The following is a 12,924-nucleotide window of genomic DNA, read 5'->3' as shown; positions in this document are numbered from 1 at the left end:
GGCACCACGAGGGTCCGGCCCAGGAAGGGTAGGCAGACATGGCAGCGGCACACACCGACGGGCGGATCGCGCGCGGGAACCAGACGCGTCAACTGATCCTCAAGCGCGCCGTGGACATCGCCTCCGTCGACGGCCTGGAAGGCCTCTCCCTGGGGCAGCTCGCGACCGAGCTGAAGCTCAGCAAGAGCGGGGTGTTCGCCCTGTTCGGCTCCAAGGAGGACCTCCAGCTCGCCACGGTCCGGGCCGCCATCAAGGTCTACCTGGAGCACGTCGTCCAGCCGGCCCGCGATCTGCCGCCGGGGATCGGCCACCTGTGGCGGGTGTGCGACGGCTGGCTCGACTACTCCCGGCAGCGGGTGTTCCCGGGCGGCTGCTTCTTCTACTCGGTCTCGGCCGAGTACGACGCCCGGCAGGGCAAGGTCCACGACATCCTCGCGGCGGCACGCACCAACTGGGTCACGTTCCTCGAACAGTCCGTGCGGGACGCGCAGGTGGCGGGCGAGATCGACGCGGAGGCCGACGTGCCCCAGCTCGTGTTCGAGCTCGCCGCGCTCATGGAGATGGCCAACGCCGAGTCCGTCCTGCACGACGAGTTCAGCAGTTACGACAAGGCGGCCAAGGCCATCCTCAACCGTCTGCGCGGGGTGGCGACCGACCCGTCCCTGGTCCCCGACTCCCCCTGACACGACGGCCGTCACGCGGTCGGCGAGGACCCGGAAACGAAGCCCTCGCCGACTGCCGCCGAAGGACGGCGTCACGCCCCGATGGCGTGCACCCCTCCGTCGACATGGACGATCTCGCCCGTCGTACGGGGGAACCAGTCCGAGAGCAGCGCGACGACCGCACGGGCCGCGGGCTCCGGGTCGGACAGGTCCCAGCCGATGGGGGCCCGGGCGTTCCACACCTCGCGGAACGTCTCGAACCCCGGGATGGACTTGGCCGCCATCGTCTTGATCGGCCCGGCTGCCACCAGGTTGCAGCGGATGCCGTGCGGCCCGAGATCCCGGGCGACATAGCGCGAGGTGGATTCGAGGGCGGCCTTGGCCACCCCCATCCAGTCGTACGCGGGCCAGGCGACCTGCGCGTCGAAGTCCAGGCCCACGATCGACCCGCCGCGCTCCTCCATGAGAGGCAGGGCCGCCACGGCCAGGGCCTTCAGGGAGTACGCGGACACCTCGACGGCCGTGGCGACGGAGTCCCACCCGGCCTGGAGGAAGTTGCCCCCGAGCGCGTCCTGCGGGGCGAAGGCGATGGAGTGCACCACCCCGTCGAGCCGGGCGTCCGGGCCGACACTCTCCCTGATCCGGCCCGCGAGGCTCTCCAGGTGCCCCTTGTCCTGGACGTCGAGTTCGATCAGCGGCGCAGGCCGGGGCAGCCGCCTGGCGATGCGTTCGACCAGACCGAGCCGGCCGTACCCGGTGAGCACCACCTCGGCGCCCTGCTCCTGGGCGATCCGGGCGGTGTGGAAGGCGATGGAGGACTCCATCAGCACCCCGGTCACCAGAATCCGCTTGCCCGTGAGTATCCCGCTCATCGCGCCGCCACCTCGGCCTTCCGCTCCCGCACGCCCTCGCCCGCCGTGACGAAGTCCGCTATCTCCTGGACGACTTGGGGAGCGCCCAGGATGCGCTGGTGCCCCAGCCTGCGCGTGACGACCAGCCGGGCCCGGTCGCCGAAGGCCTCGGCGATGCGCCTCCCCTGGCCGACGTCGACCATGGTGTCGTCCTCGTCGTGGATGACCAGGAGCGGAACCGTCACGTTTCCGGAGCCGCGGAAGACCGAGAAGCGGGACCACATGTCCGCCTCCCCCGGGTACACCTGCCTCTCCAGGCGGCCCCGCACCTCCGCGTCGAGGTGCGGTTCGAGGTTCAGCCCGACGGTGAACGCGTCCACCAGGTAGGCGAAGTCGGGGACCGCGCTGATCGCCACGACCCGGCGGGCGCGCACCCCTTCCTGAAGGGCGACGAAGGTCGCCGTGGCACCGAAGGAGTGCGCCACGATGGCCTCGAACTCGCCGTGCACTCGGTGGAGTTCGGTGATGATGTCGAGGTAGTCCAGCATGGTGGCGGTCTCGCCGGTGGCCTCTCCGTGGCCGGGCGCGTCGAACACCACCGGACTGAAGCCCAGCTCCAGCAGCCGGTCGACGGCCTTCGCGTAGCGCGACGCGCGCGACTCCCAGCCGTGGATGAGGAGCACCGGACGCTCACCGTCGCCCCACCGGTGGACGACCGCCACCTCGCCATTGACGGTCAGTTCGCTCGTCCGGGCGCGCTCCATGACGCTCCGCTCGTCGGGCCTGGGCCTGCTGCGGCCCTGAGGCCGCCGAAAGAGGTCGAACAACTGCTCACCCCGGTCGCTCAGGGCCACGCCTGCGGCTGCCGTAGCGGGATCCATTCCACACCCTCCAGATCGATCGCGAACGGCCGAGATATTAGCACGATCGTTCGCTCATATTTAGCGATCAACCGCACGGAACCATAAACATGCACGGACGGTCGTGCTAATGTCTCCACGGTCAACTCTCCCCTTTTGGAGGCCGGTATGACGCCCCCGCACTCCGCTTCCCCCGTCGGCGAAGCGCTCGACACCAGCCCCGGCCCGAACCAGTGGATCAAGGACCACTTGGACGGCCTGATCGATGAGCACCTGCTGCCGGACAGCCCCTCGTCCGTCACCGCCACCCCGTCACCGACCGAGGAGAAGCTGCTGCCATGACCGATGCGGACACCACACAGCGCCTGGGTATCGCCGTCGCCTCCGGAATGCTCAAGGGCGTGTACGGCCACGGCGTGCTGTCGGCCTTCGAGGAGCGGGGGCTGCGCGCGCAGGTGTACGGGGCGGCCTCCTCCTCCGGGCTCTCCGGGGGCCTCGCCGCGATCGGCCACGCCCGGCAGACCGGCGTGGACTACTGGATCGGTGCGGCCGGGGGCGTGGCGGAGAAGGGCATGAGCCGCGTCGCGCTCGACAGCATCGAGGAATACGGCCCCCTGCTGCGCGAGGGGCTCTTCCGCCCCGGGGCCCCGGAGTTCCTGCTGGCCACCAGCAAGGTCACCAACGCGGCGGCAGCCGAGACCACCCAGGGGCCGGGGGCCAAGGCGCTCGGCAAGGAGCTGCTGCGCAACGTCTTCTCCGGGGACCGGAGCTGGGTCCAGGAGAACCTGGCCGCCGCCGTGTTCTCCTCGCACGCCGAGGCGGGGGGCGAGGAGCCCCGGCTGACGGCGGAGAACTACGACTCGGTCGCCTACGCCTCGACGCGCATGCTGCACGCCTGGGCCGTGCCGGCCGAGGTCGGCGGAGAGGCCTACGTCGACGCCTCCTACACCTGCTCCTGCCCGGCACGGGAGGTGGCGGCCAAGGGCGTGTCCGTCCTGATCGCGGTCGGCAACGACCCCTTCCCGCTGTTCCGGGACCTCTACGCCTCCGAGGAGGTCGCCGACGGCTCCGTCCTGGACGGGGCGCGGGTCCTGGTGATCAAGCCGGAGGAGGACCTCAAGCACCTGGGCGTCGACTACGCGGCGGCGTCCCCGGAGGGCCTGGTCAAGGCCTACGAGCGCGGCCTCGACGAGGGACACCGCTTCGTCGAGCGGCACGCCGGACTGCTCGGCGCGTTCATCGCGGGCAGCGGCGGCCGGGCGGACGGGGCAGAGGAGGCCGGAGCGTGACGCACGTGGTCACCGAGCAGTGCGTCCACTGCAAGTTCGCGGAGTGCATCACCTACTGCCCGGTCGCCTGCTTCCGCGAGGCGGGGACGTTCCTGGTCATCGATCCCGACGAGTGCATCGACTGCGGGAACTGCGTGGAGGCGTGTCCCGCCGACGCGATCTATCCGGAGGACGAGCTGCCGCCCGAGCTCATGCCCGCCCTGGAGTGGAACTCCCGCCTGTCGGCCGAACTCCCCCTGGCCACCACGCGCGTTGTTCCGCTGCCGGACGGCGAGGAGTGGCGGGGGAAGCCCGACAAGTGGGCCTCGCTGCCGACGGAACAGGCACCGGGTGTCCTCCTTGAGTGAGCACAGCTTCGCCTCTCTGCTGCGCGAACGGGCGCTCCTGCGGCCCGATGCCGTCGCCTACCGGTTCGTCGCGGACGACGAGTCCGCCGAGGAGATCACCTACGGCGAGCTCGACGAGCGGGCCCGGGCCGTCGCGGCTGCCGTGCTGGCGGCGGACCGGGGGCGGACCGGCCCGGCGCTGCTGCTCTTCGCTCCGGGGCTCGACTACCTCGCGGGCCTCTTCGGCTGCTTCTACGCGGGGGTGCCCGCGGTGCCCGCCTTTCCGCCGGACGCGAGCCGGCTGTCCCGTACCCTGCCGCGGCTCGCCGCGATCATCGAGGACGCCGGGGCCGATGTCGTCCTGACGACCTCGGATCTCGCCGCGCTCATGGCGGACTGGCTCGCGACGGCGGTCGACGGGCATGTCCCGCAGGTGATCACGACCGACGCACCCGCCGAGGACGGCGGGCCCGTCCCGGCGGTCCGCCCGGACGGCCTCGCACTGCTCCAGTACACCTCGGGCTCCACGGCGCTCCCCCGCGGCGTGATGCTCAGTCACACCCGGCTGCTGGCCAACTGCCAGGAGATCGCGCGCGCGTTCGGGATGCACCCGGGCAGCTCGGGCGGGCTGTGGCTGCCTCCGTACCACGACATGGGGCTGATCGGCGGAATCCTCGCCCCGCTGGCCGCCGGGATCCCGGTGACCCTCATGTCGCCGGTGACCTTTCTGCGCCGTCCGACGGCGTGGCTGCGCATGGTCTCCCGGTACGGTGCGACGATCACCGGCGCGCCGAACTTCGCGTACGACCTCTGTGTGCGCCGGGCCACGGACGCCGAGGTGGCCGAGCTGGATCTGTCCGGCGTCGAGGTCGCCTTCACCGGCGCCGAGCAGGTACGCGCCGAGACGATGGAGCGCTTCGCCGGGCGTTTTAGGCAGAGCGGCTTCCGGCCCGCCTCGTTCTACCCGTGCTACGGGCTGGCCGAGGCCACCCTGTTCGTCACCGGCGGCAAGCCGCTGGACGGCTGGCGCACGGTGGAGGTGGCCCGGGACGCGCTCGCGTCGGCTGCCGCCGCCGTGCCCGCCGAACCCTCGCAGAGCTCCCGTTCGCTGGTGGGCTGCGGGTACCCGGGGCCCGGCACCCGGCTGCTGATCGCCGATCCGGCCACCCGTGAGCCGCTGCCGGACGGCGCGGTCGGCGAGATCTGGGTGGACTCGCCCGGGGTCGCCGACGGCTACTGGCGGCGCCCGGAGGAGAGCGCCAGGACGTTCGGCGCGAGCGCGACGACCGGGGACGGCCCCTATCTGCGCACCGGTGACCTCGGGTTCCTCCGGGACGGCGAGCTGTTCGTGACGGGACGGCTCAAGGACCTGATCGTCGTCAACGGGCGCAACCTCGATCCGGTCGACGTCGAGCGGGTCTGCGAGGCGTCCGTGCCGGGCATCCGCCGCAACTGCGGAGCTGCCTTCGCGGTGGACGGCCCGGACGGGGGCACCGAGCGCCTGGTGGTGGTCTACGAGACCGGCACCGGCGACGAGGAGGGGCACCGGGCGGCCGTCGACGGCATACGGCGGGCCGTCACGCGGGAGTTCGGCATTCCGCCGTACGCCGTCGTCCTGATCGCACCGCGGACGATCCCCAAGACCTCCAGCGGGAAGGTGCAGCGTCGGCTGACCCGCCGTATCTGTCTCGCGGGCGGGCTCCAGGAGCTCTTCCGCGACGAGCGGGCGCCGAGTCCCGCCACCGGGCCACACGATCGCATCGACGAAAGAGCCGCACGATGATCTTCAAGGTGAGGGGCGTCCTGCTCCGGTTCACGGACTACGAGAACGAGATCGAGATCGAAGCGACGACGGTCCGGGCCGGGCTGGCCGGGCTGACCGAACGCTACCCCCACCTGGGCGAGGTGCTGCTCGACCGCACGGGCGAGGTGCGCCCGACACATCTGATCGCTCTGAACGGCGAGCGGCTCACCAGGAGCGAGCTGGAGCGCGAGGCGGCCGAGGACGACCGGGTGGACATCGTCACCGCGGTCTCCGGAGGCTAGGGATGGCGCGCAGCTCCGCCTACGAGACCGTGCTCGACGCGGGTCTTTTCACCCCGGACCAGTTGCAGCCCACCGCGGTCGGCCGGCTCGCCTTCCAGGCGGGGACCCGCTGGATGCGCGATCACGTGTGCAGCCATCGCACGCTGGTGAGCGAGCACCGGGTGGGGTTCGTGCTGTGGTCCTACCAGCTGGAGTACGTCCAGCCGCTGCGGTTCCCCGACGCGGACGAGGCGCTCGTCGAGGTCACCGCGCGCGTCCGCGGCCCGCGCGCCTCGCAGCTGGAGGTCACGATGACGCTCGAAGGGCCGGCCGGAGTCGCGGTGCGCACCCGGGCCGCGTCCGTACCGCTGGGGCTCAGCGGCGACGCGGCGCTCTCCGGCGCCCCCGTGCCGCTGCCCGCCGCGCTCGTCGCCGCCTTCCGCGACGACGAGATCGAACGCGCTCCGCACCGGTCGCGGGTCCCCGCGCTGCGGGCCGGTTTCGAGCGCGACGGGCAGCGACTCGCTGTGGATGTCTCGGAGTTCCGTGTGCACCGCCATCACTGCGAGGTCGCCGATCAGTGGTACTGGGCCGAGACCCTCGGCTTCGCGGCGGGCGCGCGCGAGGAACTCGTGCGCAGGCACGGCAGGGCGGTTCCCGAACTGCGCCGGGCGCAGGCCGGGCCGGTCCGCCGGATCGATGTGACCTGGCTGCGGGCCGGACAGCTGTGGGACCTGATGCGGGTGCGCACGAGCGCCCACCGGACCGCTGAGGGGCTCGCCTTCGTCCATGAGCTGGGGCTCGCCGAGGACGAGGGCGGACCCGGCGGTCCGTACGCCGTGGTGGTGGAGCGAATATGACCCTCCTGGACGACGGACCGCAGACCGGGCCCGGGACGGCACCGCCCGTGTTCCGCGCGGCGGAGCGGATCGAGCGGGCGCTCGGCTGCCCCTTCGATCCGGGCAGCGGGATGTCCCTGGTCGGCGGCGTGCGCGCCGACGAGCTGGAGGCCGAGCCCGTCGCGGCGTACGAGTCCGCTTGGGAGGCCGGGCTGCACCGGCATCTGGTCCCCGTGTCCGAGGGCGGCCTGCTCACCTCGTTCGAGTCGCTTTCGGCCGTGGTGCGGGCGGTCTCGCGCCGCGATCTGGCGGTGTCCGTGGGGCTTGGGTCGACGCTCCTGGCCGCGACGCCGGTGTGGGTCTGGGGGGACGCCGCTCAGCGGGCGCGGGTGGCCGGTCAGATCCTCGGCCGCGCCTGGGGCACGGCGGGCATCAGCGAGGAGTCGGCGGGCAGCGATCTGCTCGCCACCACCACCCGCGCCGCCCCGGTCGCGGGCGGATATGTGCTCGACGGGGAGAAGTGGCTCGTCGGCAACGGGCGGCGCTCCTCGTTCGCCACCGTCCTGGCCGCGTCCGATCCGTCGTACGGACTGTTCCTGCTCGATTTCGACGCCCTCGGCGGCGACGGGGTGAAGCGCCTCGACAAGGTGCGTACGCACGGTCTGCGCGGCCATGATCTGAGCGGCTTCGCCCTCAGCGGCTGCCGGGTCGGCGACGAGGCCCTGATCGGGCGGCCGGGGCGTGGCATCGAGATGGTCTCCGGAATGCTCCAGTTCACCCGGACCCTGGTCGGTGCGGGCAGCCTCGGTGCGGCGGACACCGCACTGCGGATCGCGCTGCGGCACGCCCGCGGGCGCATGCTCTACGGACGTCCGGCGCTCGCCATGGCGCCGGTGCGTTCCCTGCTCGCCGGTGGCTTCGCCGATCTGCTGGTCGCGGAGTGCACCGAGCTGGCCGCCGCGCGCGGGCTGGATGTGGCGCGGCAGCGGATGGCGCTGTGGTCCGCGGTGGCCAAGTACGTGGTGCCGGGGCTGTGCGTGGACACGGTGGACGCCTGCGGTCAGGTGCTGAGCGCCCGCGCCCATCTGCGCCAGGGGGTTGCGGGCGGCGCCTTCCAGAAGCTGCTGCGCGATGTCGCGGTCACCCCCGTGTTCGAGGGCACCGAATTGGTACAGCTCGACACGGTTCGGGCCCAGTTGGCGGGTGCGGCGCGGCGCCGCGGGGCGCCCGCCGGGCTTCCGCTGTCGCTGCTCTTCGGGTTCGGCGACCCGGCGGGGTCGCCCGCGCCGCGGGAGCTGCGCCCGTCGATCACGTTCGGGGGCACCGACGAGGTGGTCGGTCTCCTGGACGGGGCGGTCGAGGAGCTGGCCGAGGACCGGGAGCTCTTCGCCCTGGCCCGGCAGGTCCTGACGGTGCGTGACCAGACCCGGCAGGCGTTCTCGCGGCTCGGCACGGCACGGACGTCCGAGGCGTACGAGACCGCCCGTCGGCACTGCCTGGTGCACGCGGCGGCCTGCGCTCTGCACACGTGGCACCAGCGCCGCGACACGTTCGGCCACCTGGCCGCCGACCGGGCCTGGCTCTCGCTCGCGCTGCGCCGCATCCTGACGCGTCTGGGCCTGCCGACGGAGCCCGACCCCGAGGCGGAGGAGGCGCTGGTGCGCCGGCTCGAAGAACTCGACGACGCCGACCAGGCCTTCTCGCTCGTACCGCTGCGGCTCGCACCGCAGCACCGTGACCCGGCACCCCGGCGGAGCTGAGTGCCGCCCCGATCCCACCAGGAGTACGCCATCACCACCGCACACCTCGACCGTCCGGACGCCGCCCCCGAGCCCCTGACCGGCTGGCTTTCCTCCCTCATTACGGAGCTGCTCGGCCTCGAAGGGCAGCTGCCCGCCGATCAGCCGCTCGGTGAGATCGGCATCGACTCGCTCACCGCCGCACAGCTCTCGGTCGAGGTCGAGGAGCGCACCGGCGCGTATGTGGCACTTGAGCGCTTCCTCGGCGACGAGACCCTCGACGATCTGGTCGCGTCGGTGGCCGACGGCGTGACCCCCCGGGCGTCGGCGTGACGGCCCGGCCCCGTGCGGCCGACGTGATGAACCGGGCGGGCGCATCACGCCCCGGCCGGGGGCATCCCACGCTCGACGCGGAGGTGGAGCACGTCCGGCGCGAGGCCCGGCACCGGTTCGCCCGTTTCGTCCTCGACTCCGCCAACCCGGGCTCGTACTTCCGCAACCAGGCGCGGCGGCCCCTGGACAGAGGGGTGTTCGAGGAGGCGGGCGGCCTCGGTCTGATGCGGTTCTCGCTGCCCGTCGAGGCCGGGGGCGAGGGGCGGGACAAGCTCGCCTGGGGTGTGGTGGTGGAGGAGATCGCCCGGCTCTCGCGCGATCCCGGCTTCGCGGTGCTGCTCGACATCACCGTCGAGATCACCGAGCTCATCATCTCCAGCGGCACACCGGAGCTGATCGAGCGCTACGTCCCCGATCTCCTGGCGGGCCGCCGCTTCGCGGTGCAGGGCGCCTACGAGAACCGGGACCCGTACGACTTCACGACCACGGCCCGTCCGGAGGACGGGGTCTGGGTCCTCAACGGTGCCAAGCGCTTCCTCGCCGGGGCGGCCTTCGCCGATCTGTTCGTCCTGTTCGTGCGTGACGAGGCGTCCAACGACATGCTCGCCTTCGTGGTCGAGAAGGACGATCCGGGTGTGGCACCGGTTCCCATGGACACCATGGGCCTGCACACGATGGGCCTGGGCCAGGTGCTCCTGCACGACGTACGGCTGCCGCCGTGGCGGCTCCTGTGGCGCGCCGACGCGTTGAGCGAGCTCAACACGTACGCGCGCATCCGCCGGACGATGAGTGCGTGCGGTGTGCTCGGCGCCCTGGACGCGGTCGTCGACCAGTGTGTGGACGCGCTGGCCGGGCGCAGGCGCGGCGGGCGGCCGGTCCTCGACCACACCAATGTGGAGCGTTCGGTCGGTGAGATGCGCATGCTGCTGCAGAGCGCCCGGGCGAGCGTCTACCGGGCCCTGGACGGCACCCGTTCGGCGGACCGCGACCCGTACTTCGACGAGCTCGCCACCGTCGCCAAGCACCAGGCCGCCGAAAGCGCTCTGCACGTGGGCCGGTTGGTGATGGGGTTGCAGGGCGGTGAGGCGTACATGGCCACGTTCCCCTGGGAGCGTTTCATGCGCGACATCCTCGGGCTGGTCTCCGGTCAGGGCTCCCAGGAGACGCTTCTCATCCAGCTGGGCCAGCGCTCGATCGTCGGCCGCGAGGGCAGGCAGGTGCGCGAGGACGCCGCCGAGCGCTCCGTCGCCGGGCTCGCCGATTCCTGGTGGGCGATGCACGCCCTGGCGGCGAGTGGCGGTGCGGACGGGTTCGCGGGCCCCGTGGCCGAGGTGGTGTCGGCGGCCGGGCTCGACCCGGCCGGGCGGGCGTCGCGCGAGGAGGCGGCGGCGCTGCTCGGTCGTGCTCACGCGCTGTGGGCGGCCGTCTGCGCGGGTGCCGCGCCCGACGCGCTGCCGCAGGGTCCCGCGGGCCCGGCGGAGGGACCGTTCGCTCGGCATGCGACGAGGGCATGGGCACTGCTGGCGTGTGCTGTCGCGGAGCGGACCGGGCTGCTCGCCCGGCTCCTCGCACCCCGCACGGTGAAGGAGGCCGCCGGGGAACTGCCCGTGGTCCTGGCCGAAGGGCTGCTGGAGGTTCTGGTGGACGCCGGGGTGGCGCGGCGCGACGGCGAGGGCCGCTACGCGGTCGACCAGGGCCTGGAGCGCGTGCTCATCGGCGGTCCGCGGTCCGCCGCGTTCGCCGCGCGGCTGCGGCGGGCGGTGACCGGGGGCGCCCGGCTGCTGTCCCCGGCGGGGGTCCTGGGGCGGGAGTCGGCGCCGGGTTGCGGGGACGAAGCGGCGGCCCTGGTGGACGCGTTGGTCCACTCCCTGCTGGGGCGGCTGGAGGGTTTGCCCGGGGTGCTGGAGCGGCCGGGCGCGGCGGTCGGGTGTGCGGCCGGTGACGGGGGCCTGACCGCGGCCGCGCTGTCCCGGCACGTCCCCGGTGTTCCGGTACTCGGCGTGGAGGAGGCCGACCGGCTCGCTCTCGTCTGGCTCCCGGTCGCCGGACTGCCGGGCGAGGAGCTGCGCCGGGCGGTCGTCTCGGCCGCGGCCGCGCTGGTGCCCGGCGGGTGGGTCGTGCTGCCCTGTCCGCTTCCTCCGAAGCGCCCCCTGGGGGCGGCGGTGGTGCGCCTCGGCCTTGCCGTGGCCGGTGGCGCCGTGCTCACGGACGGCGAGGTCGAGGGGCTGCTGCGGGCGGCGGGGCTGAGCCATGTGCGGACGGCCTGGGAGGACCCGGCCCTCGGTATCCGGCTGGTCGCGGCCCGGCGCCCTTAGGGCACCAGGCCCCGGGCCGCCCGCCGGAGGGGCGGCCCGGGGCCTGACCGCTGTGTCAGTCCCGGCCGAAGAGCGTCGAGGAGAAGTACTCGGTGTCGAAGTACTCGCGCATGCTCCGGATCTGCCCGTCCCTGACGGTGAACTGGGCGCTGATGGGCAGGACGTAGGGGGCGCCGGCCCGTGTCGTGGCTCGCGTGACGCACTCCACGGCGACCTCCTCGCCCTCGGCGATCACATGGTGGACGTCGACCGTGTAGTCGGCCGTCGGGTCGAAGAGTTCGCCCATGGGGATGAGGAACTTCCCGGCGATCTCCGCGAGTCCGGTCCAGGTTCCCGCCACCGGGTGGCTGCCGGGTATGCGGTAGACGGCATCGGTGGCGACCAGTTCGCCGATCGCCTCGGCGTCACGGTCCCGCAGGGCCTGGAGGTAGCGGTGCACCACGCTCTTGGCGTCACGGTGTGCCTCGGCGCGGATGGCGGTGGTGGTCATCGTCTCTCCTTCAGTTCGCCGGTGCGTCGTCGAGCAGCCGGGGCGTCAGTGCCCGCTGGAAGGGCTTGAACAGGACCGATTGCGGTGCGTGGCGCAGGTAGGCGTCACGTACGGCGCGCAGCACGGGGTTCTCCAGTTGTTCGAAGCCGCCGAACCGGCGGGAGACCTCGACCATTTCCCGGGTCCGCTCGCGCCGCAGGTTCTCGTAGCGGCGCAGCGCCGCGACGGTGTCCGTCCCGGCGGCCAGGCACTGCGCGAGCACCACGGCGTCCTCGATGGCCGTGCTGCCGCCCTGTCCGAGGCTGGGCAGCATCGGGTGGGCGGCGTCGCCGAGGAGGGTCACCGGGCCTTCTCCCCACTGCTCCAGGAAGGGGCGGTCCTGGGCGGGTACGGCGACGATGTCCTCGACGGGGGTGGTCGCGATGGCCTCGCACACCTCGTCCGCCCACCCCGTGTAGGCGCGGACGATCCGGTCCTTGTCGCCGTCCCAGCGGCGTGCCTCGTCAGCGGGCATGTTCAGCGTGCCCCACCAGTAGGCGCGGCCCTGGCCGACGTCGTGGATGCCGAAGCGTTTTCCGAGGCCCCAGTAGTGGGCGTTGAACCCCTGGGTGATCTTCGGGTGGGCGAAGGGGGTGACGGAGAGCCAGCAGAGGAATCCGCCGTACCGCGGGCCGCTGTCGTCGGCGGTGCGTCGGCGGCGGACGGCGGAGTTGATGCCGTCGGCGCCGATCAGGATGTCGCCGGTGTCCTCGCGGCCGTCCTCGAAGCGGACCCGGACGCCGTCCCCGGTGATCTCGTAGTCGGTGGCGGCCGCGCCGAGCGAGACGGGCAGTCCGCCCAGTGCGTCGAGCAGGGCGGCCTGGAGGTCGCCCCGGTACATCGCCACGCTGGGCGCGCCGAGGCGGTCGCCCGCGGTCTCGACGGGCAGGGACCGCAGGGTGCGGCCCTTGTCGGTCATGATCTCGGTGTGCAGGATCCTCTGGCCGCGCTTCTCCAGCCCGAGGTCGATGCCGAGGGCCCGCAGGGCGGCCACGGCGTTGCTCATCACGGAGATGCCGAATCCGGCGGGGCGCAGGTCGGGGGCCCGTTCGTGGACCGCCACGTCGATGCCGACGCGGCGCAGGGCCACGGCCGTCGCCAGGCCTCCGATGCCGGCTCCGATCACGATGGCCCGGGGGCGGGTGCGCTGTGACAC

14 protein-coding genes are annotated in these 12,924 nt (G+C 72.8%); 10 read left to right on the top strand and 4 right to left on the bottom strand.

Annotated features, from left to right (window positions below):
- Positions 1-38 precede the first annotated feature (38 nt).
- Positions 39-683 (top strand): TetR/AcrR family transcriptional regulator, encoded by a 645-nt coding sequence (locus tag CIB93_RS07140; RefSeq protein ID WP_096625196.1) that lies wholly within the window; start codon positions 39-41, stop codon positions 681-683.
- Positions 684-754: 71 nt separating this feature from the next.
- On the opposite strand, the gene fabI is transcribed toward CIB93_RS07140, so the two are convergent.
- Both fabI and CIB93_RS07130 read right to left on the bottom strand, forming a co-directional pair.
- Positions 755-1,534, bottom strand: coding sequence for an enoyl-ACP reductase FabI (gene fabI, locus CIB93_RS07135; protein ID WP_096625194.1), 780 nt, complete (start codon positions 1,532-1,534; stop codon positions 755-757).
- On the bottom strand, positions 1,531-2,394 hold the full coding sequence (locus CIB93_RS07130) for an alpha/beta hydrolase (protein ID WP_096625192.1): 864 nt from the start codon (positions 2,392-2,394) through the stop codon (positions 1,531-1,533). Before CIB93_RS07130 ends, fabI begins: the two co-directional genes overlap by 4 nt.
- Positions 2,395-2,541: 147 nt before the next feature.
- On the opposite strand from CIB93_RS07130, the gene CIB93_RS37755 reads away from it, so the two are divergent.
- Genes CIB93_RS37755 through CIB93_RS07090 form a run of 9 tightly spaced genes read left to right on the top strand, consistent with a single transcriptional unit; the run spans position 2,542 to position 11,239 of the window.
- Positions 2,542-2,715 carry a hypothetical protein gene (locus tag CIB93_RS37755; RefSeq protein ID WP_179500009.1) on the top strand — a complete coding sequence of 58 codons (174 nt, stop codon included), beginning with the start codon at positions 2,542-2,544 and terminating at the stop codon, positions 2,713-2,715.
- On the top strand, positions 2,712-3,662 hold the full coding sequence (locus CIB93_RS07125) for a hypothetical protein (RefSeq protein WP_096625190.1): 951 nt from the start codon (positions 2,712-2,714) through the stop codon (positions 3,660-3,662). The genes CIB93_RS37755 and CIB93_RS07125 overlap by 4 nt, the downstream gene beginning before the upstream one ends.
- Positions 3,659-4,009 carry a 4Fe-4S dicluster domain-containing protein gene (locus CIB93_RS07120; protein ID WP_096625188.1) on the top strand — a complete coding sequence of 117 codons (351 nt, stop codon included), beginning with the start codon at positions 3,659-3,661 and terminating at the stop codon, positions 4,007-4,009. The genes CIB93_RS07125 and CIB93_RS07120 overlap by 4 nt, the downstream gene beginning before the upstream one ends.
- Entirely contained in the window at positions 4,002-5,771 is a 1,770-nt protein-coding gene (locus CIB93_RS07115; protein WP_373558719.1) for a fatty acyl-AMP ligase, read from the top strand. Before CIB93_RS07120 ends, CIB93_RS07115 begins: the two co-directional genes overlap by 8 nt.
- The gene (locus tag CIB93_RS07110) at positions 5,768-6,034 is read left to right on the top strand and encodes a MoaD/ThiS family protein (protein WP_096625184.1); all 267 of its coding nucleotides are present in this window, start codon (positions 5,768-5,770) and stop codon (positions 6,032-6,034) included. Before CIB93_RS07115 ends, CIB93_RS07110 begins: the two co-directional genes overlap by 4 nt.
- Before the next feature lie 2 nt (positions 6,035-6,036).
- A complete protein-coding gene (locus CIB93_RS07105) occupies positions 6,037-6,873 on the top strand; it encodes an acyl-CoA thioesterase (protein WP_096625182.1) in 837 nt (278 codons plus the stop codon).
- Positions 6,870-8,612, top strand: a complete 1,743-nt coding sequence (locus CIB93_RS07100) for an acyl-CoA dehydrogenase family protein (RefSeq protein ID WP_096625180.1) — start codon at positions 6,870-6,872, stop codon at positions 8,610-8,612. Before CIB93_RS07105 ends, CIB93_RS07100 begins: the two co-directional genes overlap by 4 nt.
- Positions 8,613-8,924 (top strand): acyl carrier protein, encoded by a 312-nt coding sequence (locus CIB93_RS07095; protein WP_096625178.1) that lies wholly within the window; start codon positions 8,613-8,615, stop codon positions 8,922-8,924.
- Positions 8,921-11,239: an acyl-CoA dehydrogenase family protein gene (locus tag CIB93_RS07090; RefSeq protein WP_257002070.1), complete on the top strand. Its 2,319-nt coding sequence runs from the start codon at positions 8,921-8,923 to the stop codon at positions 11,237-11,239. The genes CIB93_RS07095 and CIB93_RS07090 overlap by 4 nt, the downstream gene beginning before the upstream one ends.
- 55 nt (positions 11,240-11,294) lie before the next feature.
- Here the strand turns inward: CIB93_RS07090 and CIB93_RS07085 are convergent, their stop codons facing one another.
- The gene (locus CIB93_RS07085) at positions 11,295-11,729 is read right to left on the bottom strand and encodes a nuclear transport factor 2 family protein (protein WP_096625176.1); all 435 of its coding nucleotides are present in this window, start codon (positions 11,727-11,729) and stop codon (positions 11,295-11,297) included.
- A 10-nt stretch (positions 11,730-11,739) separates the two neighbouring features.
- Positions 11,740-12,924 (bottom strand): FAD-dependent monooxygenase, encoded by a 1,185-nt coding sequence (locus tag CIB93_RS07080; protein ID WP_096625174.1) that lies wholly within the window; start codon positions 12,922-12,924, stop codon positions 11,740-11,742.

Source organism: Streptomyces sp. WZ.A104, assembly GCF_002382885.1.
Classification (GTDB): domain Bacteria; phylum Actinomycetota; class Actinomycetes; order Streptomycetales; family Streptomycetaceae; genus Streptomyces.
Note: the sequence above shows the minus strand (reverse complement) of the source record. Positions and strands in the feature narration are given on the sequence as shown.

Excerpts from the sequence above, each read along its gene's own strand:
- CIB93_RS07110 (WP_096625184.1), top strand. The coding sequence starts at position 5,768 with ATGATCTTCAAGGTGAGGGGCGTCCTGCTCCGGTTCACGGACTACGAG.
- CIB93_RS07100 (WP_096625180.1), top strand. The coding sequence starts at position 6,870 with ATGACCCTCCTGGACGACGGACCGCAGACCGGGCCCGGGACGGCACCG.
- CIB93_RS07140 (WP_096625196.1), top strand. The coding sequence starts at position 39 with ATGGCAGCGGCACACACCGACGGGCGGATCGCGCGCGGGAACCAGACG.
- CIB93_RS37755 (WP_179500009.1), top strand. The coding sequence starts at position 2,542 with ATGACGCCCCCGCACTCCGCTTCCCCCGTCGGCGAAGCGCTCGACACC.
- CIB93_RS07085 (WP_096625176.1), bottom strand. The coding sequence starts at position 11,729 with ATGACCACCACCGCCATCCGCGCCGAGGCACACCGTGACGCCAAGAGC.
- CIB93_RS07125 (WP_096625190.1), top strand. The coding sequence starts at position 2,712 with ATGACCGATGCGGACACCACACAGCGCCTGGGTATCGCCGTCGCCTCC.
- fabI (WP_096625194.1), bottom strand. The coding sequence starts at position 1,534 with ATGAGCGGGATACTCACGGGCAAGCGGATTCTGGTGACCGGGGTGCTG.
- CIB93_RS07105 (WP_096625182.1), top strand. The coding sequence starts at position 6,037 with ATGGCGCGCAGCTCCGCCTACGAGACCGTGCTCGACGCGGGTCTTTTC.
- CIB93_RS07130 (WP_096625192.1), bottom strand. The coding sequence starts at position 2,394 with ATGGATCCCGCTACGGCAGCCGCAGGCGTGGCCCTGAGCGACCGGGGT.